Source organism: Clostridium nitrophenolicum (genome assembly GCF_055391695.1).
Window position 1 is genome coordinate 1,629,831 of record NZ_AP042469.1, and the last position, 25,664, is coordinate 1,655,494.

The 25,664-nt window shown below is 30.2% G+C and carries 23 protein-coding genes; 17 read left to right on the plus strand and 6 right to left on the minus strand.

Annotated elements, in window-relative coordinates:
- Window positions 1-79: 79 nt before the first annotated feature.
- On the minus strand, window positions 80-2,197 hold the full coding sequence (gene feoB, locus ACZ5N4_RS07615) for a ferrous iron transport protein B (protein WP_464208638.1): 2,118 nt from the start codon (window positions 2,195-2,197) through the stop codon (window positions 80-82).
- A 64-nt stretch (window positions 2,198-2,261) separates the two neighbouring features.
- Window positions 2,262-2,489, minus strand: a complete 228-nt coding sequence (locus ACZ5N4_RS07620) for a FeoA family protein (RefSeq protein WP_464210864.1) — start codon at window positions 2,487-2,489, stop codon at window positions 2,262-2,264.
- A gap of 367 nt (window positions 2,490-2,856) precedes the next feature.
- Here ACZ5N4_RS07620 and ACZ5N4_RS07625 point away from each other — a divergent pair, with 367 nt between their 5' ends.
- On the plus strand, window positions 2,857-3,354 hold the full coding sequence (locus ACZ5N4_RS07625) for a sigma-70 family RNA polymerase sigma factor (RefSeq protein ID WP_464208640.1): 498 nt from the start codon (window positions 2,857-2,859) through the stop codon (window positions 3,352-3,354).
- 25 nt (window positions 3,355-3,379) lie between these two features.
- Window positions 3,380-3,817: a DUF5643 domain-containing protein gene (locus ACZ5N4_RS07630; RefSeq protein WP_464208642.1), complete on the plus strand. Its 438-nt coding sequence runs from the start codon at window positions 3,380-3,382 to the stop codon at window positions 3,815-3,817.
- Window positions 3,818-3,940: 123 nt separating this feature from the next.
- On the opposite strand, the gene ACZ5N4_RS07635 is transcribed toward ACZ5N4_RS07630, so the two are convergent.
- On the minus strand, window positions 3,941-5,317 hold the full coding sequence (locus ACZ5N4_RS07635) for a DUF4179 domain-containing protein (RefSeq protein ID WP_464208644.1): 1,377 nt from the start codon (window positions 5,315-5,317) through the stop codon (window positions 3,941-3,943).
- Entirely contained in the window at window positions 5,314-5,871 is a 558-nt protein-coding gene (locus ACZ5N4_RS07640) for a sigma-70 family RNA polymerase sigma factor (protein WP_464208646.1), read from the minus strand. The genes ACZ5N4_RS07635 and ACZ5N4_RS07640 overlap by 4 nt, the downstream gene beginning before the upstream one ends.
- A 387-nt stretch (window positions 5,872-6,258) precedes the next feature.
- Between ACZ5N4_RS07640 and ACZ5N4_RS07645 the strand changes: the two genes are divergently transcribed.
- The 8 genes from ACZ5N4_RS07645 to ACZ5N4_RS07680 all read left to right on the plus strand — a co-directional run bounded on the left by ACZ5N4_RS07645 (window position 6,259) and on the right by ACZ5N4_RS07680 (window position 15,224).
- Entirely contained in the window at window positions 6,259-7,386 is a 1,128-nt protein-coding gene (locus tag ACZ5N4_RS07645) for a tetratricopeptide repeat protein (protein ID WP_464208648.1), read from the plus strand.
- 394 nt (window positions 7,387-7,780) lie between these two features.
- Entirely contained in the window at window positions 7,781-8,608 is an 828-nt protein-coding gene (locus ACZ5N4_RS07650) for an alpha/beta hydrolase (RefSeq protein ID WP_464208650.1), read from the plus strand.
- A gap of 492 nt (window positions 8,609-9,100) precedes the next feature.
- Window positions 9,101-10,186: a VanZ family protein gene (locus ACZ5N4_RS07655; protein ID WP_464208652.1), complete on the plus strand. Its 1,086-nt coding sequence runs from the start codon at window positions 9,101-9,103 to the stop codon at window positions 10,184-10,186.
- A 175-nt stretch (window positions 10,187-10,361) separates the two neighbouring features.
- Window positions 10,362-11,198, plus strand: a complete 837-nt coding sequence (locus tag ACZ5N4_RS07660) for a hypothetical protein (protein WP_464208654.1) — start codon at window positions 10,362-10,364, stop codon at window positions 11,196-11,198.
- A gap of 17 nt (window positions 11,199-11,215) precedes the next feature.
- Window positions 11,216-12,103, plus strand: a complete 888-nt coding sequence (locus ACZ5N4_RS07665; RefSeq protein ID WP_464208656.1) for an ABC transporter ATP-binding protein — start codon at window positions 11,216-11,218, stop codon at window positions 12,101-12,103.
- Window positions 12,104-12,106: 3 nt separating this feature from the next.
- Window positions 12,107-12,871, plus strand: coding sequence for a hypothetical protein (locus tag ACZ5N4_RS07670; protein ID WP_464208658.1), 765 nt, complete (start codon window positions 12,107-12,109; stop codon window positions 12,869-12,871).
- 221 nt (window positions 12,872-13,092) lie between these two features.
- Window positions 13,093-13,809, plus strand: a complete 717-nt coding sequence (locus tag ACZ5N4_RS07675) for a response regulator transcription factor (protein ID WP_464208660.1) — start codon at window positions 13,093-13,095, stop codon at window positions 13,807-13,809.
- 2 nt (window positions 13,810-13,811) lie between these two features.
- Entirely contained in the window at window positions 13,812-15,224 is a 1,413-nt protein-coding gene (locus ACZ5N4_RS07680; RefSeq protein WP_464208662.1) for a sensor histidine kinase, read from the plus strand.
- 160 nt (window positions 15,225-15,384) lie between these two features.
- On the opposite strand, the gene ACZ5N4_RS07685 is transcribed toward ACZ5N4_RS07680, so the two are convergent.
- Window positions 15,385-16,557 carry an iron-containing alcohol dehydrogenase gene (locus tag ACZ5N4_RS07685; RefSeq protein WP_464208664.1) on the minus strand — a complete coding sequence of 391 codons (1,173 nt, stop codon included), beginning with the start codon at window positions 16,555-16,557 and terminating at the stop codon, window positions 15,385-15,387.
- A 52-nt stretch (window positions 16,558-16,609) separates the two neighbouring features.
- A complete protein-coding gene (locus ACZ5N4_RS07690) occupies window positions 16,610-17,380 on the minus strand; it encodes a DeoR/GlpR family DNA-binding transcription regulator (protein ID WP_464208666.1) in 771 nt (256 codons plus the stop codon).
- Between the two features lie 422 nt (window positions 17,381-17,802).
- Between ACZ5N4_RS07690 and ACZ5N4_RS07695 the strand changes: the two genes are divergently transcribed.
- The 7 genes from ACZ5N4_RS07695 (at window position 17,803) to ACZ5N4_RS07725 (ending at window position 25,627) form a co-directional block, all read left to right on the plus strand.
- A complete protein-coding gene (locus ACZ5N4_RS07695; RefSeq protein WP_464208668.1) occupies window positions 17,803-18,393 on the plus strand; it encodes a class II aldolase/adducin family protein in 591 nt (196 codons plus the stop codon).
- Between the two features lie 227 nt (window positions 18,394-18,620).
- Window positions 18,621-19,976, plus strand: a complete 1,356-nt coding sequence (locus ACZ5N4_RS07700) for a Na+/H+ antiporter NhaC family protein (protein WP_464208670.1) — start codon at window positions 18,621-18,623, stop codon at window positions 19,974-19,976.
- A gap of 1 nt (window position 19,977) precedes the next feature.
- On the plus strand, window positions 19,978-21,180 hold the full coding sequence (mtnK, locus tag ACZ5N4_RS07705) for an S-methyl-5-thioribose kinase (protein ID WP_464208671.1): 1,203 nt from the start codon (window positions 19,978-19,980) through the stop codon (window positions 21,178-21,180).
- 69 nt (window positions 21,181-21,249) lie between these two features.
- Complete coding sequence (locus ACZ5N4_RS07710) at window positions 21,250-22,302, plus strand: S-methyl-5-thioribose-1-phosphate isomerase (protein ID WP_464208673.1); 1,053 nt, start codon at window positions 21,250-21,252, stop codon at window positions 22,300-22,302.
- A gap of 285 nt (window positions 22,303-22,587) precedes the next feature.
- Window positions 22,588-23,439, plus strand: a complete 852-nt coding sequence (locus ACZ5N4_RS07715) for a methyl-accepting chemotaxis protein (protein ID WP_464208675.1) — start codon at window positions 22,588-22,590, stop codon at window positions 23,437-23,439.
- Between the two features lie 329 nt (window positions 23,440-23,768).
- Window positions 23,769-24,731, plus strand: a complete 963-nt coding sequence (locus ACZ5N4_RS07720; RefSeq protein WP_464208676.1) for a CobW family GTP-binding protein — start codon at window positions 23,769-23,771, stop codon at window positions 24,729-24,731.
- Window positions 24,732-24,757: 26 nt separating this feature from the next.
- Window positions 24,758-25,627: a uroporphyrinogen decarboxylase family protein gene (locus ACZ5N4_RS07725; RefSeq protein ID WP_464208678.1), complete on the plus strand. Its 870-nt coding sequence runs from the start codon at window positions 24,758-24,760 to the stop codon at window positions 25,625-25,627.
- The last annotated feature ends 37 nt before the right edge of the window (window positions 25,628-25,664 follow it).

A 25,664-nucleotide genomic window follows, 5' to 3' on the forward strand; every position in this document is an offset into this window, starting at 1 on the left:
ATAGCTGGTTAAAATAAATAGTATAGTGTTGATTATTATAAATTTATAAGGGAAGTTCACTTTGGACTTCCCTTATAAGTTACCCTAAACCTAAAGTCTTAAATATTATGGTTGTCATAAAGCATACAATAAATGCTATGCAGGTTGGAATAAGTGCTGAAAGTGCCGTCCATTTTAAACTGCCTGTTTCTTTTCGTATAGTCAAGAGAGTCGTAGCACAAGGCCAATGGAGTAAGCTGAACAACATAACATTAAGTGCTGTGAGATATGTCCAACCATTATCAAGTAATATCTTTCTTAAGGACTCTATGCTGTCAAATTCAATCATAGAACCTGTTGCTAAATAAGACATCAACAGTATTGGCAGTACAATTTCGTTTGCAGGAAGTCCAAGTATAAAGGCCATTAATATAAATCCATCAAGGCCGATAATTTTGGCAAGCGGATCAAGAAAAGCTGCAGCATGACCTATAATACTTAAATCACCAATATATATATTTCCAAGTATCCAGGTTATAGCACCTGCTGGAGCAGCAACAACTGCCGCTCTCCATAGTACAAATATTGTTCTGTCGATTATGGAAGTATAAAGAACTCTTCCTATTTGAGGTACTCTATAAGGAGGAAGTTCTAGGGTAAAGGTAGAGGGAACACCTTTTAGTATTGTCTTTGATAATCCATAGGATACTAATAGTGTTACAGCTATACCTATAACTACTAAACCTGTTATAGATAATGCTGGTAAGAAGCTTGAATCATTGCCAGTTTTTGCAACAAGGAAAACCGTAGATATAGCTATTAAAGTTGGAAATCTTCCATTACAGGGAACAAAGTTGTTTGTTAAAGTTGCAATAAGTCTTTCTCGTGGAGATTCAATTATTCTGCAGGCTATTATTCCAGCTGCATTACATCCAAACCCCATGCACATTGTCAAACATTGCTTGCCGTGAGCGCAGGCTTTTTTAAACATATGGTCCAGATTAAAAGCTACTCTAGGCAGATATCCAAGGTCCTCTAGTATTGTAAAGAGAGGGAAGAATATTGCCATCGGAGGAAGCATAACAGATACTACCCAGGCCAAGGTTCTGTAAAGTCCAAGCACGAGAACTCCGTGTAGCCAGTTGGGAGCGTTCATGTTATTAAACCATAAAGTAAGCTTATCTTGTATACCGAAAAGTACATTAGCTATAATTTCAGAAGGTACATTGGCTCCGGTGATAGTAATCCAGAATACTATAGCTAAAGTTAAAAGCATCAGTGGGATACCAAAAATTTTTGATGTAATATAATTATCAATTAATTTATCTCTATTAATTTTAGCCTTATCTTCTTTTACATACTTATCTCTTATTTCTTCAGCTCTCCTGTAAATCTGTTCTGATATATTATCTCTAATATTTGTCTTATCATTATCTTTAGTAGATGAGTTTGTGATTTTCAATATTTCTTCTAATGAATCCTTGTCAATATTACTGAAGATAGAAGTCATTATTTTTGAATCTCCATCTATAGCTCTTAAAGAAAGCCATCTTGAATTAATACCCCTTATATTTTTTTCAATAAGGGGCTCTATAGATTTGATCTTTTCTTCTATATAATCTTGATATTTTACTATTTTAGGCTTAGGTTTAATCTGTCCTGTAGTAACCTTATATACCGCTTCCTTCAGCTCTTTTATACCTATACCACTTCGCGCTGCACATAAAACTACAGGAACACCAAGCTCCTTTTCTATACCTTGCCCATCAATAATTATATTTTTCTTTTTTGCCTCGTCTATGAGATTTATACATAGCACTACCTTATCAGTAAGTTCCATTACCTGATAAACAAGATTAAGGTTTCTTTCAAGGCAGGTTGCATCCGTAACTACTATTACTGCATCAGAATTACCAAAGCATATAAAGTCTCTAGCTACTTCTTCTTCTACAGAGGATGCAAACAAAGAATAGGTTCCAGGTAGATCTACCAGGATATTCTCTTTCTCTTTATGTGTAAATTCTCCTCTTGCGTTCACTACTGTTTTACCAGGCCAGTTGCCAGTATGTTGATGAAGTCCAGTTAATGCATTGAAAACGGTGCTTTTACCGGTGTTAGGATTGCCAGCAAGTGCAATAATATATTGTCCTTCTTTTTTCTCAATGGCAAATATGTCTGTTAAAGCATCATTTTTGGTGGACTGAAATGTGAGTCCCATTTTTGTTAACCTCCTGAAAATTTTTGCTAATTAAAAGCAGGTATCAACCTGCTTGAATACGTATCTAATTATGAGTAACTGAAATTAAGGATGCCTCCTCTTTTCTAAGGGCTATCATTGCGCCTCTTATATTGTAGACAGTAGGGTCTCCTGATGGCCCCTTCCTTACAACTTCTATTCGAGCACCTTTAGTTAAACCAAGTGCAAGCATTCTCTCTCTTAACATTCCAGTAGATGATAAGTCTTCAACGGTTACGTAATTTCCTACAGATACATTATTAAGTTCCAAGATAATATTCCTCCTCTTAGAATTAGTTGTTATATTATAAACAAAATAATCTTTCACTAGCTTAATTTAGTTTCTTCATATTAATTTTGTTACCCTAAGCTAACTTTAATATAATTTATGCTTATAGTTCTAAAAGGGTGCTACTATAAATAAAATAATAAGTTAGTATGTAAAGTTGTTTTAGCATCGTAATAATATAAAACCTTCATCACCCAGAACTATCAAAATGAACTAATTATGATAAAGTATCAGAAAATATCTTTTAAAAGTTGAAACTTTATTACCTACTTATATGTCTAATGTGTGTAACATCGATGTTAATAAAATGTTTTAATGCTTATAATTGTTAAATATGGAAGGCGTGACTACTATGAAATCAAAAATCCTTAACCTCAAAATAGATGACGAAACTCGGCTTATAAAAAAGTCTATAGCTGGTGATAAACAATGTTTTAGTGAGCTTATAAAAAGACATAAAATTTACCTTTATAAAACAGCTTATAGCTATACAAAGAATGAGGAGAATGCATTAGAGATAATACAGGAATGTACCTATAGAGCTATGATTAACATAGGAAAGCTTAAGAAGCCCAGTTACTTTAAGACTTGGATAACTAGAATAGTAATAAACTGTTCTCTGGACCTTATAAACAAGGGCAATACTATATGCTCACTAAATGACGAAGAAAAAATAGCTGTTATGGACACTAATATATCATTAGAAGAGAAGTTAGATTTGTATAATGCCATAGACTTGTTAAGAGATAACTATAAAACTGTGATCATATTAAAATACTTCAATGATATGACAATAGAAAATATTTCAAAGGTAATGGAAATACCGGAAAATACAGTTAAAACCTATTAAGTTAACTTCCATTGGTACAAAAGGCTTGAGTGAAAAAGATAATGATCAAAATTTTAATAGAACTTGGGCATTTAAAGGACCAGTCAAAGTAGATAAATCCATAAGTAAAAATATAGCTGTTAATTATAAGGGAGCTAATGGATTTTCACTAGATTCCATTACAATTACTCCATTTAATGTGGTGGTAAATAGCACCAATTCCAAGTATGACAATTATTATATAAGAGTATTTGATGACAATAATAATGAACTTGGATGTGATATGGGCAGGAAATTTAATGAAAATAAAGAAATAAATTATTTTAGCGCTATACATAAAGGATGTAAGAGCTTAAGAATTGTTGTATATAAAAATATACTAGAGAAAGGGGAAACTGTTAAAAACTCTGATGGTAGCTCTTCAGCTGCGTATAAATATGTAGGAGATGAAATTCTTATAGATAAGAGCATAATTATAGAGTAATTGATATGAAAATCCCTTTCGTATTTATTATTTATTTAATGGTGTAAAAAAAGGAAAGTACAAGGGTTAAAGGATTGTACCTTCCTTTTTTATTTTAATAGCCGATTAATATTTTGTTTGCAGTCATTTCTTTAAATCAATTGTAAACTTACTATCTTTAAGGATGATTACATCCTTCATATCAAGAGTTCCAACATAAATATTGCCACCGTTTCTATCTTTAAAAACCTTTGTAATTATGTCTTTATTATTATCTATTTTTCTTGAATTTCCTACATCTTCTATATCTAATTCCTTTTTGTTGTCATCATATAAATATAATAAATTTCCTGGTATACCAAAACAGATTCCTTCAACTCTATAATCCACATATATTTTTCCGTTTTTCCGTTGTATATTACTTATAGTTATTTTGCTTTCATTGTTTTGTTTTAAAATAATAGGTAAATCAACACTGTAGAGTATAGGTTCTGTAGGTTTGGAGTTAAAAGAATCATAATAAGGTGTTATATAAAGTTTTCTTGAATCAATAGGTACTGCTGAAAAACTAAGGAAACTAGGAGATTCTTTATTATCATAATTTATCTTATCTCTTTTAGGATTAAAGGATCCATTAGTATATGTCAAATATCTTCCTTTATCATCTGTAATTATAAAATACAAAGGATCACACATAGAATCAACGGGCATATCACGTTTAAAATCAAAGAATATAGTTGTACTAATAGGTGTGATAGTAATATTTTTAATATCCATATCTATATCCTTAAACTTTAAATTCTTATTTATTTTTATGGTATTTGTTTTATTTTGAATTTCGTTTTTCGATACATTAAATTCAAATTCCCAAGGTCCGTCTATTGTTTTAAAATCTTTTTGATCTTCCTGATAAATTACAAAGTTTTCATAAACAATTTTTATATTCACATTATTAGGTATTTTAATATTAGAAACATCAAGTTTATTTACAGCTACATAAGTATAATCATCGATAAACTGACTACCGCCACCGCCGCCCGAAACATTGATTAGCTTTCCGTTAATAAATAGTTGGAGACTCATTGTAGCAGGAACTGAGGATTTAGGAAGTTTTTCATTACTTTTAAAGGTTGAAGCAATTATAAGGCTATTGTCATCAAGTACTACTTCATCTAAAGTAACCTTAAGGCCATTTTTTTCTATAGTTTTATTTATTACTGAAGTGTATTTATCAAATTCATCAGTATTATAACCATAGCTATTTTTAATTAGGGTTCCTATTAGAGGTATTGTTCTTGCAAAGGTTGGATTAACTTTAAAAGTGGCAATTCCTATTAAAGTTAAAATAGCTAAAGATATGGCCACATATTTACTGATTTTACGAAAATTATATCTTTTATTTTTTATGGAATGTTGAAGTTTCTTTTTAATTTTTTTTCTTTCCAAATCATTTAATTGAGTTTCATCATATTCTTTTAAGTCTACTTCAATATAATTTAATAAATCATATATGTCTTTCATGACTTATTCACCTCACGAACAATTAATTCTTTTAGTTTTTTTCTTCCTCTACTGAGTCGATTATTTATAACTTCTTTATTTACATTTAAGCTTGAGGCTATATCTTTAGTGCTTTCATCATTAAAATATTTACGAACAAATATTTCTTTGTCTTGTGGTTTTAGCTTGGACAACAACTTTAATAACTCTTCATAATTTTCTTTTTCTAAAAGTTTTTTATCCACAGTAGTGACATCCTCTATTTCTAGGTTATCTATATTTTCACTATTTAGTTCTTTAATCAGCTTTCTTTGATAATCTATTGCCTTGTATTTGGCAATGGCAGCTATCCAGCTTTTTAATTTATTATCCTTATGAAACTTGTCTATGTTATTCCAAATTCCTAAGAAGACATCATTTATACATTCATCTACATTTCCACTATCCTCAAAATTGAAAAGTGTTTTTTGAACTATGGATTTTATAAGACCACCGTAAGTATCTACAATAAAATCTAATGCTTTAGGATTTTTTTTATGCAGTTCTGCAACTACATTGTCATTATTAATCTTCACGAGTTGGCTCCTTTCTGTAAAAGCTTCTACATTAATTAAGTCGTAAGAATCATGAAAATTATATCAAAAATGGCATAAAATTATTAAAAATATAAAATAAAATTTGCATATATTTTTGAATCGTAGGTAACAGACTGGGTTTAAGAGAGTAGTGATATAGATATAGTTTTATCTTTTTCTTTTTTGATTTTAATGTCATCAATGTTATATCTTGAATATTTCATAAAAAATATTATTTTTTTGCAATGCATTGAAAGAAAATGTCTAAAATTATATAATAAATATATAAAATTTAGCGTTATTTGTAATATGTAGAAATTTAAGATATTTTTTTGACGTTTTATGGTAAAAATAGAATTGTATTTGAAACAAAGGGGGACTGGGTTCGTGAATTTTAATTACGAAATAGAAAAAATAAATCCTATAAATATTAGTGATGAGGAATTTAACGTATATAAAATTCCCAATAATGTTCGAAAATCCATAGCCCTGTATAACAAATCCGTTATAAATTTTAAAATAAGTTGTGTGGATTTAGCTATAATCGATCTAAAAAAGTCATTAGCTCTTAATCCTGATTTTTCTGAAGCAATAAAGCTTTTAGGACTCTGTTATGTTTATAAAAAGGATTTTGATAAAGCCGAAAAGTTTTTCAAAAAACTAGCTAAATATGACATATATACTGAACCAGCAAATAAGTATTTACAGGAAATAAAGGCTGACAAAACTGCGTCAAAAGCTCTTGATACCATAAAAAGTGCTAGTTCAACTTCAGCTAATGATATGAAGAGAGATAGTATTGTAAAATTGCCTGCATATAGAGATAAAATAAAGAAGATTAAAAATCTACCTAAAAAGTTTATTGTACCATTCTTAGCAGCTACTATAGTCATTACTGTTGCAGGAGTAGCTTATTGTAATCGTTCTAATATTCAAAGTATCTTTAATAAATCTCAAAAGGCTGAGGTTGAAAAAAACAAAGAACTTGAACAGCAAAAAGCAGTAAGCGAAAAAAACAAGGAAATGGATGAGAAGCAGAAGAGATTGCAAAAGAACTTAGAATCTACAAAAGCAGAGCTTGACAATTATAAGAATAAAAATGCTATTTCAATTCTTAATGATGCTGAGAAGTTTTATTCTGAGGGGAATTATGAAAGAGCACTGGATAATTTAATAACGTTGAAGTCTTTAAAACTGGATGATGCAGAAAAATCAAGATTTGACAAACTGTGGAATAGCATAAAAACTAATGATGTATGGGCTATATATAACCAGGGAAATAAATTGTATAAACAGGGAAATTACCAAGAGGCATTGCCAAAACTTTTAAAAGTTCAACAAGTTGCACCGGAATTAAATGTTATGCCATGGACTCTTTATCAGATAGGAAATTGTTATAAACAAACTAATGATAATAAAAATGCACTTGTATTTTTTCAAAAAGTTAAAAATGACTATCCAAATACTGAATACGCAGGATACTCTGAAGGTATGATTAATGGAATAAATAAGTAAGAAATAAAATATAGGGTTACTAGACCGAAAGTTAACTTATACGCCGGAATATGTTTCCAAGCTTCAGCACGTTAAAAACTTTTAGCCAGTCTAAAGCTTGTGCTTCAAGACAACCTAAGAACTTTCGAGAACTCGCTTCGCTCAAACAACTCTAAAGTTCTAAGGTTCTCTTAAAACCCTTCGCTAAGACTGTCACAAAGTTTTTAAATCTACTTCAGCTTTGGAAACATATCCCTCTGTATAAGTTAACTTTCTAGTTAGTTTCTTTATAAATCAGTTAATTACTGAAAGTTAAAACATAGCAAATAACTTAAAATATAAATATTTCTAAAGCGTTTTTACAAATAAAGGTATTTTGGTAAAAATGAAGAATATTTAAGTTGGGGGTGTTACTATGTTTAATTATATTGAAGGTAAATTAAAAAGTTTTGATGGTACTGAAATATTCTATAGGAAGGACACAGTTGAGAATTCAAAAGCTGTAGTAGTTATAGTTCATGGCTTATGTGAACATTTAGGCCGTTATGATTACTTTACTAAAAGACTAAATGAAGCAGGGTATACAGTTTATAGATTTGACAATAGGGGTCATGGTAAATCTGCAGGGGAAAGAGGTTATGTAGAGAACTTCCAGGATTTTTTTGAGGATGCAGATAAGATAGTTAACATGGCTATAGAAGAAAATAAACATGCTCCTGTATTTATGTTTGGTCACAGCATGGGAGGATTTATTACTGCTGGCTATGGTATGAAGTATACGAATAAATTAAAAGGTCAAATATTGTCTGGAGCTGCAGTAATTGAGCTCCCTATATTTGAGGACTTAAAGAGGGATAACTATTTTGAAAGCCATCCTTTGGAGAAGTCTCCAAATGCCCTTTCTAGTTTAATATGTAGAGATAGAAAGGTTGTAGAGGATTATGATAACGATCCGCTGGTATTAAAAGAAACTAATCTTAAACTTTTAGGAGAGGCTTTTGTGAAAGGACCTATTTGGATTAAGGAAAATGTTAAAAACTATACTTATCCTTGTTTAATACTACATGGAGAAAATGATCAAATAGTTATAAAGGAAGCATCGAAATGGCTATTTGAAAATACAAATTCTAAAGACAAAAATATAAAGATATATCCTAAGTGTTATCACGAAATACTAAACGAAAAAGAAGAGAAACATATTGTCATAGATGATATTTTGAATTGGATTGAAGCTAAACTATAAGTATTGGTTATATTTATCTTCCCTCAAACTAAGAGTTTGAGGGAAGTTTTCTTATAAAGAAATATAATAGATACGCAGAACTAAGGGGGAGTTGCGTAAAGGGTTTGGGGTTTGCGCTGTTTTTTAGGTAACATAAGAATTTAAAGCGCTTATTGCAAGAGGGGAATGAATGGAGGTGAGTTTTTCTCTTAAAAAGGCAAATAAAATATGGAAACATATTGAAACTTTGTAATTAAATAAATTAAGGATTATTTAATGTTGGAGTTATCATCAGTTAAGGTTGTATATTTATAATAAAAGTAAATGATAATTAAAGGGATAACAATAAATAGAAAGAAAAATGCATCTATAATATGTTTATCTAATATATTTACCAGTAGAAATTAGACTTAAAGGGTTATTCTTTGAAAATTACAAATGGATGATTATTTTTGCAGCAACACTATTCTAATTGTATTTCTTAAATTGTTGAAGATATTGAGGAGGATTTTTATGCAAGAATATTTGTTACCTATAAAATATGCTTTTATCACATTCCCGTTTATAGCCTTACTTTTTACTTTTCCCTTTGCGATTTATCAATATAAAAAGTACGGATATATAAACAAATTTAGAATTTTTATTTTATATTCTTTTTTATTATATTTAATCGCAGCTTATTATTTAGTAATATTACCTCTGCCAAAAACAAGAAATATAAAAAGTCTGCAAAGACCTGGCACTCAATATTATAGCCTAGTACCTTTTAGGTTTATTGGTAACATATTTAAAGAAACAAATGTAGTTCTAGCTAAGCCTTCAACATATAAATATCTATTAACCGAAAGGGCTTTTTTACAGGCAGTTTTTAATGGAATTTTACTTACTCCACTGGGCATTTATTTGAGATATTATTTCAAAAAAGATTTGAAGAAAACTTTAGCTATTACTTTTCTAGTTTCACTATTTTTTGAAATAACACAGCTTACCGCATTATACGGTATTTACAATGCTCCCTATAGAATTTTTGATGTTGATGATTTGTTTTTAAATACTCTTAGTGGGTATATTGGATATTTGATAACTCCAATCTTTGCTTTTTTTCTTCCAGATACAAATGAAATTGATAATAATGTAAACTTTGAAGAAATAAGAGTAAGCTATTTTAGAAGAATTTTAGCATTTTCCATAGATATGTTTATAATTGGTTTAGTTCTAAACATAAAAGAAAATATTATTTTCGAAGGATTAATATATTTTGTATACTTTATTTTAATTGTTTATTTTACTAATGGTAAAACCATTGGTAAATGGCTTACAAGTACAAGAGTAAAAGGACGAGAAAATAAGTTAAGTTTTAAAGAAGTATTTAAGAGATATGGTATTTTGTATTTTGGGGTATTTGGTTTAAACAAAGCTCTACTTTCTGCAGCTACATTAAATCTAAACAGTGCAATTGGGTATGTATTTGTCGTTATAACTCTAATACAATTTGTAATAATCTTCTTAATTCTAGTTCATGCAGTGCTTTGTGTTATTAAGAAAAATAGATTTTTTTATGAAAAAATTAGCAATACTCGCATTGTTGTATCAAAATAATAATTTAAATAATAAAGGTGGATTGATTTACAATCTGCCTTTATTATTTTTTGAAATATCATCGAGTAATAGGCGGTTTATAATTGTAAGTTTTAATTAAGGTTCATGTTATCAAGAGTTAAGAATGAGGAGTTAAAATATTTTTGTAGTCAAGAAAATACAGGAGGAAGAAATAATGATTAACTGGGAAATAAAAAAAATATTTAAATCAAAAAGTGGAATAATTGCTTTAATATTATTCTTTATCCTCTTTATATCTATGGTATTTATAAAACCACAATTAGGAGGGGGAGGTGGTCATAAAGATATTACCTTTTGGAAGGTATTTAATTATAGAGCATTTCATCCACTTATGACCTCTATTATGCTTATCATAATAATAATAATTTTTTCTAATATCTATACAGATGAGGTTATATCAACTGTTGATAATTTAATTTTATCATCAAGAAATAAAAACAAGGTTTTGTATTCAAAATTAGCCTTAAGCATAGGAATTCCAACAGTTCTTTATACTGTGTATTTAGCAATACAATTTATAATCACCAATATACAATATGGAAAACCAATTAATGGAGAGTTACAGGCTATAAGAATATTTGATAATCCATTGTTACTTAAAGATGGTTATACCATATACAAATTTGTATTACTTAAAATAGGTATTATGCTTATAATCCTTATTTCATTAGGAGTATTAGCAAGCTTATTTTCATTCATTACCACAAATTATATTCAATCTACAAGCGGATTTTTAATCTTTATATTTTTGGGTAAAGCAATGACTTTAATTAAATTTTTACCAAAAGAAGCATTGCTTATATTTTCAAAAATTAATTTTATAGATTTGATATTTAATTTCAATGAATTCGCTGGAATGTATTCTGGAAGATTAAAAGTATTTTCTACAAGTTTAGATGTAACAAATTTATGCTTGGGGATTATGATAGTTACTTTATTTATAGAAATATTTTTATGCACAAATATCTTTAAAAAATTCTTAACAAGATAAATTAGGAGGAGTTAAACATGAATAGACTTGAAATAAAAAATTTAACTAAGAGTTATGGAGAGAAAAAGGCAAATAATAACATAACACTTACATTGGAAAATGGAGTATATGGACTTTTAGGACCTAATGGAGCAGGTAAAACAACACTAATGAAGCAAATTGCTACATTAACTAAGCCTACAAGTGGAGAGATAATCTACAATGGTAAAAGCATTTATAGTATAGAAGATGAATATAGAGGGGTTATAGGTTATTTGCCACAAGAGTTTGGAGTTTATAAGAACTTTTCAGCTAAGAAGTTTTTGCAGTATGTAGCAGCATTAAAAGGCATAGATAAAAGGGAGGCAAATGGAAAAGTAGATAAATTATTAAACTTAGTTGGATTGTACGATGTAAGAAATAAAGCTGTTGGAAAGTTTTCAGGAGGAATGAAAAGAAGAGTAGGAATTGCTCAGGTGTTATTAAATGACCCTAAAATTATAATACTAGACGAACCAACAGCAGGATTAGATCCTCAAGAGAGAACAAGATTTAGAAATCTATTATCAGAGATATCCAAAGATAAGATAATAATACTTTCAACTCATATAATTTCTGATATAGAGTCCATAGCAAAGGAAACTATTATGATAAAAGATGGCGGAATAATTATGAAGGGAAGCCATAGGGAAATCTTATCTGATATGAATGGAAAAGTATATAGAATAAGAACTAATGATGAAAATCAATTGGCAGAAATACAGAATAAATATAAGGTAGTAAATCTCCAAAGGGGAATAGATTTTACTGAGCTTAGAATTGTAAGCGATAAAACCATATCCTATGAAAATGCAGAGGTCATGGAAGCTAAATTTGAGGATGTTTATATGTTCTATTTCGATTTGGAAAACACAAAGGAGGTATAATAAATGGGTACACTTTTAAAAGCAGAATTAAGAAAGATGCTATTTAAAAAAAGTATTTTGATAACTTGGGTAGCAGCCTTATTGCTAGGAAGCTTATTAGTTCACAATGGTACTGTAAGTGATGTTTATGCAGATATCTTTTATAAAAGCTACGGATATACACCTATAATGGGGCTAATTATGTTTATGATTTTGTCTGGAGCCTATACCTTAGAGTATAATTCCAACATGCGTGATTTAATAAACACCACAAAGAATGGAAAGAAAAGATTAGTTATTGCCAAGGGAATAGGAGCTGGTATAGCAACTTCTATAGTAAATCTATCTATGGTAATTACAATATATTTGGATGGACTTAGGAAAGTAAACTTCAAAGGTCTGGACATGCCATTAAAAAATCTTTGGTACTTTAAAGGAATAAATTCAAATTTAAATGTACTGCAAATGATGATAATAGTGATTATTACAGTGGTTATAGCTTCTTTTTTCTTCTCACAGCTAGGTTTATATTTATCTTCAATAAGTAAATCAGCCTCTATGCCGTTTATTTTTGGCGGCTTGATTATGGGAATTCCATATATATTAGAAGCTATTATACCTAGCAAATTTATTGTTATGACTCCACTATGGGGAATGATGTCTTCACAGTTAATTAAATATAATGCAAGCTCATCAATAATGGTAATTCAAGGAGTTATATTAATAGTGGCGTGTTTGATCTTTCTCAAACCCACATATACTGCATTTACTAAAGAAAGTAAAAGATAAAGTTAAAAAGAAGAATTTTAAAATATTATCTGTTTCTTCTTTATAGAATATATTAGTATATATGTTTTATCCATACAAATAATAAAGTTAAAAAGAAGAGCCAAGTTAAAAATATTATTTGACTCTTCTTTTATTTGGATATAATTAATATTAGAATATAATTAATATACAGTGGTGGGATATTGGACAAATAATAGGAAAATGTGATGGGAGTGTTTAATATGGAAACGTCATTAAGCAAAAAAAAGATATTAATAATAGATGATGAAGAAGATATATTAAAGTTATTGTCTATGGTGTTAAAAAAAGAAGGCTTTGAAAATATATATACAGCCGAGGATGCAGAAAGTGGATTTAATCTGTTTGGAAGAGTTAATCCAGATATTATTCTTTTAGACATTATGTTACCTGATGAGGAAGGATATGAGGTTTGTAAAAAAATTAGAAAGACTTCTAATATTCCTATTTTATTTATATCAGCAAAAACTGAAGAAATTGATAGAGTACTAGGTTTTGCATTAGGGGGAGATGACTACATAACAAAACCCTTTAGTACCAAGGAAGTAGCTTATAGAATAAAAGCTCAGCTAAGAAGAAGTGGTTATAATGATGAAGAGGAAAATAAGAATACTGTACTTAATCTTGGAGCTTTTCAAATAGATGAGGAAAAAATTGAAGTTAGGAAAAATGGAGAGCTAATAGAATTGAAACCAAAGGAATATAAAATGTTTTTGTATATGGCAAAGCATCCTAATCAAATTATGAGTAAAGAAAAATTGTGCAGTGAAGTTTGGGGAGAGGATTATATAGGCTTTGATAACACTATAATGGTACATATAAGAAGATTAAGAGAGAAAATTGAAGAGGATGCGTCTAATCCGAAATATATTGTTAATGTAAAAGGTTTAGGATATAAGTTTGTTTTAAAGGATGAATAGATATGAATTGGAAAATAACAGGCAGGTTTATTGTAACTGTAGTTTCAGTTGCTATTATTGTAATAGTTATTAATATTATTGGAGGGGCTGTTCTTATATTTAGTGGAGGTAGAAATAATATTGGTATAACAAAGGATATTAGCTATTCTTCAGCAGAGGATTTTACAAGGGAATTCCAAGAGTATTTAATAGAAAATAACAATAAAATATATATCAATAGTAATGGTGAAAAAATTTTGAGAGAAAAAGAGGCTTGGATACAGGTTTTAGATGAAGAAGGAAATGAAATTTATAATTACCAAAAACCTGCTAAAGCTAAAAGCCACTATACACCTGCAGAACTAATAGATACATATAAATATATTTCAATTGATACTATGTCCACTATATTTGTATCAGAAAAGAAGCTTGGAAATAAAAATTATAGTTATATTATAGGATTTCCACCTGAAAGGATAAGGAGAAATGTTATTTCTTATGATGTTTATAGCCTAGGTAATGATTTGAAATTTGGAATGTATATAATTTTGGTTATTGATACCATTATAGCTTTATTGTTTGGGTATTTATTTAGTAGAAGGCTTACAAAACCATTGGTAAATATTATAAAGGACGTTAAAAACCTTTCAGAAGGAGAGTATAATTTAAAGAGAGAAGAAAGAGGAATTTATAAAGAAGTTTACTGTAATGTAAATAACTTATCTTCAAAGCTTAGAAGCAATGAAGAAGAAAGAAAAAAGTTAGATAAAATGAGGGAAGAATGGATATCAAATATCTCTCACGATATAAAAACACCATTAGTTTCAATAAAAGGATATGCTGAGATTTTATCCAGTGAAGATTATGAGTATACAAAAGAAGAAGTAAAAGAATACAGCAAAATAATAGAAGATAAGTCTAACTATATAAAAGATCTTATAGATGATTTAAATCTTAGTACCAGATTAAAGAATAAAGCTCTTGCGTTAAATTTAAAAAATACCAATATTGTAAGCTTAGCAAGGGGAGTTGTAATAGATATCTTGAATAATCCTGAAACTAGCAATGTAAATATTGATTTTTCAGCCTTAAGGGAAGTTATTGAAAAGGATGTAGATGAAATATTAATAAAAAGAGTTATTACTAATATTTTATATAATGCTATAGTTCACAATGATAAAAATGTTAATATTGAAGTTAAAGTAGAAAAAAGAGATAGAGTTCATATATCTATAATAGATAATGGAAAGGGCATTAAAGAAGAAGAGCTAAAACATATTTTTGAAAGATATTATAGAGGGACAAATACAGGAAAAAGACATAAAGGTTCCGGACTTGGAATGGCCATAGCAAAGGATATTGTAAAAGCACATGATGGCATTATAAATATAGAAAGTGAGTTTGGAGTAGGAACTAAAATTGAAATAATTCTTTAATCTACTGATTTTTTATCTGAAAAATGGAATCTAATATTTAATACAAAAAAATTTAACAATATGAAATCCAGTAGAAAGCTATTAACAAGGCTTACTACTGGATTTATCATATCAAAGGGAGCTTAATGGTTTTATATGGGAATTTTTAACGCTTATGTAATTACTGAGCCAAACATAATATATCTATAATTCTATCCTTATCTAGTGGTAAATAGTGACCTACAGTACATGTATTGTTCTGAGTAGCTCTAAGAGCCATTTCTTCAAAGTGTTCATTTGTAATATTTAACTCTGTAAGGGTTGTCTTTAAATTAAGAGATTGGAAAAACTCTTTTAACTTCTTAGATAATATTAATGCCATTTCATCTTCCCTATAGTCGTGATAGTCTACATTAAAGACACGATTAGCAAGTTGAGCCAGTTTTTTTGGTTTATGAGCTGTTGAAGCCATATAATGAGTCCAAGCAACGAGAACAACAGACATGCCTTCACCATGAGTGATTCCATATTGGGCACTTAATTCATGTTCTATTCTGTGAGAGCCCCAATCGCTAACTCTTCCTGTATCAAGGAGATTGTTATGAGCAATGGATGCTAACCACTGAACTTCAGCACGTGCATTATAGTTATTTGGATCTTTCATAAGACGATGAGCATTTAAAATTAAAGCTTTTATAGCACCTTCTAATAAAAAGTCAGTTGTATCTACATTTTCTATATCTGTAAAATATCTTTCTAATAAATGTGAAAGAATGTCTGCTAGTCCACATGATGTTTGATATGGAGGCAGTCCAATGGTGAATCTTGGATTCATAATAGCAAATTTAGGAATAATTAAATCACTTTCTACTCCAACTTTTAAAACACCATTAGAAATAATTGAACAGTTTGAGGTTTCAGAACCACTGGAAGGCAAGGTAGTAATAACACCTATTGGTAGTGCTTTTTCTACATTATTTGTTCCATCAAAGAAATCCCATACATCTCCTTCATGAGGAATTCCAATAGATACAGCCTTGGCAGTATCTATTGAGCTTCCACCACCTACAGCCAATATAAAGTCTACTTTCTTGGATTTTCCTAAGGATACTAAATCACGAACAAGCTCTACCTTAGGATTAGGGACTACGTTTCCTTCTTCATAAAAAGCAATATTTAATTTTTGACAAGCAGAATGTACAGTATCCCATATTCCTAGCTTCTTTATAAAATCACCACTATAAACTAAAAGTAATGAGTTGACTTTATACTCTTTTAATAAATTCTCGATTTCATTTTCCGCACCATCGCCGAATATAACTCTTGCGGGATTATTATATTTAAAATTTATCATACATAAACCTCCTGTAATTAAGATTGCAAAACTATGCTAACGAATACCTATATTAAATATAATCTACTTTAATATTCAACTCTGAGCATTTTCTTTCCCATTCAGAAGTAAGCTTTTTATCAGTAACTATAACATCTATGCTGCTTAAATCAGCAAATATAACATTTGTAGATTCTGAAAACTTTGTATGATCAACAATTAAAAAATGCTCACGAGATTGCTTTAACATATAGGATCTAACCATTCCCTCATCGCTATTGTTATCTACAAGACCATGATTAATATCAATAGAAGGACAGCTAATAAAGCTTTTGTCCGCAATAAATGATTGTAATGTATCAATGGTTTTGTAGTCCACGAAAGAACTGTTTCTTGTACTTAATGTTCCACCGGGACATATTAATTTAATATTTGAAGGTGTATCATTACATAGATTACAAATCCTTAATGAATTTGTTATAATCGTAAGACTCATATTAGTTGACAATAATTCTTTAGCAAGTGTTAAACAGGTACTGCTGGAATCTAACATTATGAAGTCCTTCTCTTTTATGTAAGATTTAATAACATGCCTTGCCATAAGTTCCTTTTCTTTTACGAAATAGATTTCACGAAGTTGTATAGGAATTCCTTTAGTATAAGTTTCAGGTAAATACGCGCCTCCATGAATTCTACATAGTTTGTTTGCTTGCTCCATTTCCTTTAAATCACGCCTAATAGTTTCTTCACTGACAGATAAATTTTCACTTAGTTGAGATATTAAGACACTTCCCTTAGATCTAAGTTCCTCTTCAATTTTATTATGTCTATCAATTTTCAACATGTGTATCTTCTCCTTTATAAATTGTTGTTAATTAGCCTATTTTAGAATGCTGTAATTTATAGATTAACCTTATTTATAATGTATTGTACTACTATTATAAACTAAATAATCTAATATTTTTAAGTAAGTATGTGAATTAAGTTTGTGTCATCTATAAGAGTTTGTGGCTTAAAACAAAATTAAAAAATAATTCTAAAACATTTATGCTGAAATTAATAAACAAAAATCTCAAAATCAACCCATATTTTAAAATTTAAGAACTTACTAATTGTAAATGAATACAACAACATTATACAACATTAAAAAAAATAAAACAACATATTCGTTCAAAAAACAAGCAAAACTCTCGAAGTTATGTTGACTTTTGAGCGGATATGTTGTATATTGTTATTATTGTAAGATATCTATTAGGAGGATTGACGATGAGAGAAACAGAAATTGTATTAAATGCAGCCAAAGGGCTATATGAAGAAAAATTGGTAGCGGGAACAAGTGGAAATATAAGCATGAGGAAATTTGATGGAAATAATGAAAGTTTTTTAATTACACCAAGTGGATTTCCTTATCGTTTAATGACAGAGGAGGATATTGTAGAAATCGATGTAAACGGCATACCTAAAAAACCAGGACAAAAGCCGTCATCAGAATGGAGAATGCATTTAGAGGTATATAAAAAATATCCTAATATTAATGCCATAGTTCATACACATTCACCTTTTGCTACAGGCTTTGCAGTAAACAGGCAAGACATTCCTTTAATTTTAATTGAAATGAAGCCTTTCTTAGGTGGAGAAATTAAGGTAGCACCATTTAAACCTGCAGGTTCTCTTGAATTAGGGCAAGCTATAATTCCTTACTTAGAAAAATCTAATTCATGTCTCTTGGCAAACCACGGTACTATTAGTTGTGGTAAAACTATGGATGAAGCCTATACTGCAAGTGTATATGTAGAAGATGCTGCAAAAATATACTATTATGCAAAGACCTCAGGTAATCCAGTAATAATCGAATAATATTCGATTATTACAAAGAAGAGCTCTGGAATATAAGCTTTTTTCAAAATAGAGAAGGTAATAACGAATAAGACTAATTTCATTAATAATAGCGAGTAGTACAAGTAAATACAGGAAGAATACAGCAAAATAATAAAATCGAACCTTTAGTAACCCAGTGTTATTTATGAATCTTTAATAATTGTTAAATGAATACAATAAATTTATATAAAAAGGAGATTTATATTATGAATAATAATTTAAAGGGAAAAGGTAACTTTTTAGGACTAGTGCCACTTATTGCTTTCTTAATTATTTACATGAGCACAGGAATTTTCACCAAGAGCTTTGACAATATGCCTCTCATGGTAGCAATTTTAATTGCCTCAGGTATTGGATTAGCTTTAAAGAAACCTGGAGAAAAGAAACCAACAACCTTTGATGAAAGAGTCAATATGTATTGCAAGGGCGGTGGAGAACAAACACTTATTTTAATGGTAATTATATTTATACTAGCGGGAGCCTTTTATGGTGTAGCAAACGCTATGCATGCGGTAGAATCTGTAACAAATTTTGGGCTCACAATATTACCTTCTAATATGATTTTGCCAGGATTATTTATAATAGGCTGTATATTAAGTTTCGCTATGGGAACATCCATGGGAACTGTAGCAGCATTAACTCCTATAGCTGTTGATATTGCACATAAAACTGGATTTAGCTTACCTTTGGTATGCGGTATAGTTATAGGTGGAGCGATGTTTGGTGACAATCTTTCATTTATCTCAGATACTACTATAGCTGCAACCCGTACACAGGATGTACCTATGAAAGCTAAGTTCAAAGCCAATATACTTATGGTGTTACCTGCTGTTGTGATTAATTTAATTCTTTTATCTATGCAGCATGCACCAAATCTTAATTTAACAGCTACACACAATTATAATGTTGTAAACGTTATCCCGTATATTTTAGTTATTATACTTTCATTAATTGGCATGAATGTTATGTTTGTTATGACTTTAGGTGTTGTTTCAGGTGTAATTATAGGAGTTATTCACGGAGACTTTACTTTAGTAGGATCTTTTACAGTTATTCACACAGGCATGACATGGATGGAGGATATGTCTATTATTGCGATACTTGTAGGAGGGATGGTAGCCTTAATGAATTACTTAGGTGGAATTGATTGGCTACTTGAAAAGTTAACGAAAAAAACTAAAACAGCACGTGGCGGAGAGCTAAGTATAGCAGCTTTAGTAAGCTTAATGGATATTGCTACTACAAACAATACAATTTCCATAATTGCAACTGGTCCTATTGCAAAGGATATATCTGATAAATTTGGAATCGCAAGAGAAAGGGTAGCAAGCATTCTTGACTTATTCTCATCAGCCTTTAACGGACTGCTTCCTTACGCAGGTCAAATGTTAGTTGCAGCTGGACTTGCAAAGATATCGCCAATGTCTATTATGCCTTATGTGTGGTATTGTATGCTTATGCTTGTATTCGGAACTTTCTTTATATTAATTGGATGGCCTAAATTTCAACCAAGAGGTAAAAGTCCACAGGTAAAAGAAGGTATAGAGGTAGGGGGAATGTAAGATGAGTAGATATTCTGAGCACTTTTTAATGGATGCTGAGGAAGCAAAAATTTATTCTAAAGAGGTAGCAAAGTATTTCACCGCTGAAGAAGAGGTAGCAGCTGTAGAAATCGGAGATGGAAATATCAACTATGTATTTAAGATTTGGAATCCTAAAACTGGTAAATCATTAATTATAAAACAAGCTGACAAGCTTTTAAGATCCTCTGGAAGACCCTTAGACATTAATCGTAATAGAATTGAAGCTGAAATTTTAAAAATAGAAGGAACTTTGGCTCAAGCTTTTGTACCTGAGATTTATCATTATGACGAAACTATGTGTGCTCTTTGTATGGAGGATATATCCGAATATAAGAATTTAAGAACAGAGCTCTTGAGTGGAAAAACCTTTCACCATTTAGCTGATAACATATCTACTTTTTTAGCAGATACTCTACTTCCAACTACAGATTTAGTAATTGACAGAGCAGATAAAAAGGATAGAGTTAGTAGATTTACAAATAAGGAACTTTGTGATATTAGTGAAGACTTAGTATTCACAGAACCTTATTATAATTATAAAAATAGAAATATAATTATAAAGGAAAACGAAAACTTCGTTGAAAACAACTTGTATAATAATGAAAGGTTAAAGGCTGAAGTTGGCATTTTAAGAGATAGATTTATGAATCATGCGCAAGCACTTATTCATGGAGACCTTCATTCAGGTTCAATTTTTGCCAATGAAAAAGGAATTAAAGTAATTGACCCAGAGTTTGCTTTTTATGGACCGATGGGATATGATGTGGGAAATGTAATAGGTAATTTATTCTTCTCATGGGCTAATAAATACTATACTGAAGGCAGCAATTCAGAATTTTTAAGCTGGATTGAAAAGACAATAGAAGATACCTTTAATCTTTTTATGAAAAGGTTATCAGAAAAGTATGATGCTTTAGTTAGCTTCAATTTATATAACTCTTATTTTAAAGAGCATTACATAAGTGAAATATTAGCGGATTCTCTTGGCTATGCTGGCACAGAAATAATTAGACGAGTTGTAGGGGACTCTAAAGTTCTTGAAGTAACTAGTGTAAAAAATTTAGAGCAAAGAATTCCTATGGAAAGAGCTTTAATTAAAATTGGTATTAGTTTAATAATGAACAGATACAGATTTACTAAAGGAAGCGATATAACTGAGGACTTTAAATTGATACTGTCTTAAGAATATAAATATAATAAAACTTCAAGGCAGCTTAATGGCTGCCTTGAAAGATAAAAAAGGTGATGTAAAATGGAAAGAATGGATCAAGACTTGGCTTTTATGCTGCAGTATGAAAATGTAGCTTGGTATGAAAATGGTACGGTAAGGATTTTAGACAGAAGAATTTATCCAAGAGAAATTAAATTTGTTGTTTGTAATACCTATAAAGAGGTAGCAAAGGCAATTAAGGATATGGTAACTCAGAGTGCAGGTCCTTATACCGCTGCAGGTATGGGTATGGCACTTGCAGCCTTTGAGGTAAGAGGAAAAAATGAGGCTGCACAGCTAGAATTTCTTGAAAAGGCAGCTCATGATATTTCCCATGCCAGACCTACTACTGCAAATCGTATGAGCATTGTAACAAAAGGCTGTTTAGAGGCTGCTAAAAAAGCTTTATCAGAAGGCAAAGATGCCTCAGAGGCTATTTTTAATACAACCATAAACTCTTTAAATAGACGTTACTCTACCATGGAGACGGTAGGAGAATATCTTGCTGATATGTTCCCTAAGAATGGAAGCATCATGACCCAGTGTTTTGGAGAGACAATCATAGGAATGATGCTGATGGCAGCAAGAAAACGAAATAATCAAATAAAAATTTACTGTGCAGAGACGAGGCCTTATTTGCAGGGAGCTAGATTAACTGCCAGCTGTTGCAGCGGAATGGGTTTTGACACAACAGTCATAACTGATAATATGATTGCATATACCATGCAGAATAAGAATATAGATCTATTTACTTCTGCTGCAGATACAATAGCTAAAGATGGTCATATTGCAAATAAAATTGGAACCTTCCAAATTGCTATTTTAGCAAAGCACTTTGGAATACCTTATTTTGTAACAGGAATACCAGATGCAGATAAAGAAAAAGGTTCTGACATTGTAATAGAGGAAAGAGATCCTAAGGAAGTACTATACTATGATGGTATGAAAAACACATTAGATGGAGTTAAGGGAATTTATCCTTCATTTGATATTACACCACCTCATCTAATTAGTGGTATTGTAACGGATAAGGGAATCTTTTCAAGTTATGATTTAAAAAGATACTTCGAAACGAAGAGTGAGAAGTTTTACTAGAATATAATTTATATATAAGACTGCTGGCAAATATATTTTGTTAGCAGTTTTTTCGCAGGAAATACAAATAAGGAATATAGGAAATGGGATTTACTGAGACAGTCCCTTGATTATGTAATTTTTATATGACAGATAATGAATGTATGCACCAAATATTAAAGATGTAGATAAATAACAAGAAAATTCTATAATAAATGCTTGAACAATATATTGTATACCAATATAATGAATAATATGTAGAAAATACAAGGTTTTAAAACAATTTACTAGATGGAGGCTATGTGTATGGATTATAATAAATATTTTAGTGAAGAGTTAAGTGATGAGGAGATTTTAAGATCATTTTCTGTTGTTTTACCATATTTAAACAACCTCTCAAGAGATGATACAGCATTTGGACTATCAGATAGGGAAAAATATATTTATTATGAACCTGCTGAAGGATTTGATTTACAAGTTAAATATGGTACTGATGTAGTTGCAACAGTAAAAGATTCTCTAAATAGCGGCAAGATTCAAAAAGGAAATATACCAGCAAGCGTGTTAGGCAAAGCTATTAAAGTTATAGCAATACCTATAAAAAATTCAAAAGGGCAGATTATCGGAGCAATTAGTAATGGAATTGATATGGAGAATTCTAATCAGATGGTAAGTAGCATAAGTGAGTTATCTCAATCAATAACGCAAGTATCAGGTGGTGTTGGTGAACTAGCAGACTCGGCTTCAGAACTTGCTAAGTCCGGACAAAGTGCGATTCAGTTGGCTCAAGATACAATGGAAACTTCAAAAAAGACTTCAGAAGCACTAGAAATTATTAAAAGCATTGCTGATAAAATCAACTTACTAGGACTAAATGCAGCCATCGAATCCGCTAGAGCTGGTGAACAAGGAAGAGGATTTAATGTTGTATCAAGTGAAATTAGGAAGCTTGCAAAACAAAGTAAGGAGTCTGTTACTACTATAAGAGATATTATCGAAGAGATGAATTTATCGGTAAATAACATTACTAAAGCAATTGGTGAAGCAGCAACTGTAAGCGAAGTGCAAGCAGCATCTATTGAGGAAATAAGTGCAACTATTGAAAATATTAATGATAACTTGCAAAATTTAAAGGAATTTAGCAAGAGATTTCTATAATGAGCATGTACTATTATTATAAGTTTTAAATATACATATATCACAATGACAAAATAGGGACTAGCAATAGTCTCTTAATTTTGTCTATTTTCAAGAGCTGAAAAGGCTCTTTTTTAACTATAGAAATAACTTATAGACATAGATTCAATAATAAGAAACATTAATTAGACTGCTATTATTTAAAATGCTACAATTGTTTGAGGATTATCAACAAAATAATACACATATAGAGTTCAAAGGCACTATATGTGTTTTTGTATACAAATATTAATATAAAATTATTAGTTCTTTAACATGCAAATAAAAAATATTTACAAAGGAGGTTTACATTGAGTATTAACGTAAATATAATTTCTGGATTTTTAGGAGCTGGAAAGACTACATTTTTAAAAAAAGTTATTCCGAATATGGAAGGTAAAATCGCTTTAATTGAAAATGAATTTGGTGATATTGGAATTGATGGAGACCTAATTAATGACAAGCTTCCTATTAGAGAAATTTATGCTGGATGTATTTGTTGTAGTTTGGTGCAGGATTTTAAAAAAAGCATAGAAGAGCTAGTCAAAGAATATAGGCCCGATCATATATTGATAGAGCCATCTGGTGTAGGAAATTTATCGGACATTGTAAAGGTTTGCAAGAAAATTTCTGAAAATTCCCATCTTGATATAAGAATAAATCACCTAATAACCATTGTGGATGTGAGTGCATTTAGCGATTACATAGAGGACTTTGGTAAGTTTTATTTAGATCAAATTCAGAATGCTCATATCATTTTTTTAAGCCATCTTGACAAGGTAGATGAAAAAGAAGTTGAAAAAGTAATTTTAAAAATAAAATCAAATAATGAAAAAGCATTTATCCTTAAGGATGAGTGGTATTCCTATGATGGCGAAAAAATAGTTGAAATATTAAATACAATTGAAAGCTGTGAAATTGATTTGAAAGAAAAAAATTCATCAATGCCAGCAGGTAAAGTATTCAGTACTTTTTCTGTTGCTAATCCGAGAATTTTTTCAGAAAAAGAGCTCGATAAAATGCTAATTTCTTTAAAGGAAAAGGAATGTGGTTTTATTTTAAGAGCTAAGGGAATTTTAGAACTTGATACAAATCAATTTGTTTACTTTGATTTTACTCCACATCATTATCACTGGGAGTATGTAGAAGAATGTAAAGAAACAAAAGTAGCTGTTATTGGTAGTGGCTTGAAAAAACAAAAAATATTGCAATGTTTCACTAGGCAGACATCCAAAATTTTAAGCAGATATTCAAAATCCACGCTTTTAAAATGATCGCTATTAAATAAGGGGGGATTAGCATGAGTAAGATTATTGACTTTCAGTGTACCTATGATAATTCTGTAGGGATTAGTAAGGAAGTTACGCAAAAAGTGGCCTTGCAGTTTCCAGAAGCCTACAAGAATTGGCGTAGTATGGCTATACTAGCGGAAGAGCTGAAAAAACATGACAATGCAAATTTTTGCGGATTACCATTTTGTCATACCGTTGAAGGGGAAGCAATGGGAGGAAGCATTAATTTTGGAGATGAAAACATAGGTCCAAGAGCGAAAGATTATATTTGTACAACTGCACAAGAAATATTAAACTTACCTGAAATCGACTACTCCAAAGGGCGTATATCAGAAGTTTTAAAAGCTTGTAAGTATTTAAGGGATAAAGGAGAAAATGTACTCTTATATATTTCAGGTCCTTTTACAATTATGAATGTTTTAATTGACCCACGTCATATTTTTAAAATCTTTAGAAAAGATCCAGATACCATGAAAGCCATTTTCAATAAATTTCAAAATGAAATATTACGATTTGTGGAAGAGGCTCAAAAAGTAGGAGTCAACATGATTAGTTACGCTGATTCTTCTGGAGGATTAAATATTTTAGGACCTAAATTTGCTGAACAAACGGTAGAAATGTTTACTTATCCATTATTAAAAAAGATTGAAGAAATGATTAATGATGAAACAATCCTATTACTTTGTCCTAAAACTACATTTGCATTACTAGGAACAGACAAAGCTATATGGAAGGATATTAACCTTGGAGAGCCTATAAAATATTCTGAAGCTTGTGTAAAAGTGATGGGACAAGCAAAATTTGTTGGACAAATGTGTATTAAAGATAAAGAATTTGAGTTAAAAAATGGAGTAATCAAAACAATTGACTTGATTTAATCATCATAGGGTTCAAAGTCCGAAAATTGCCTTACAT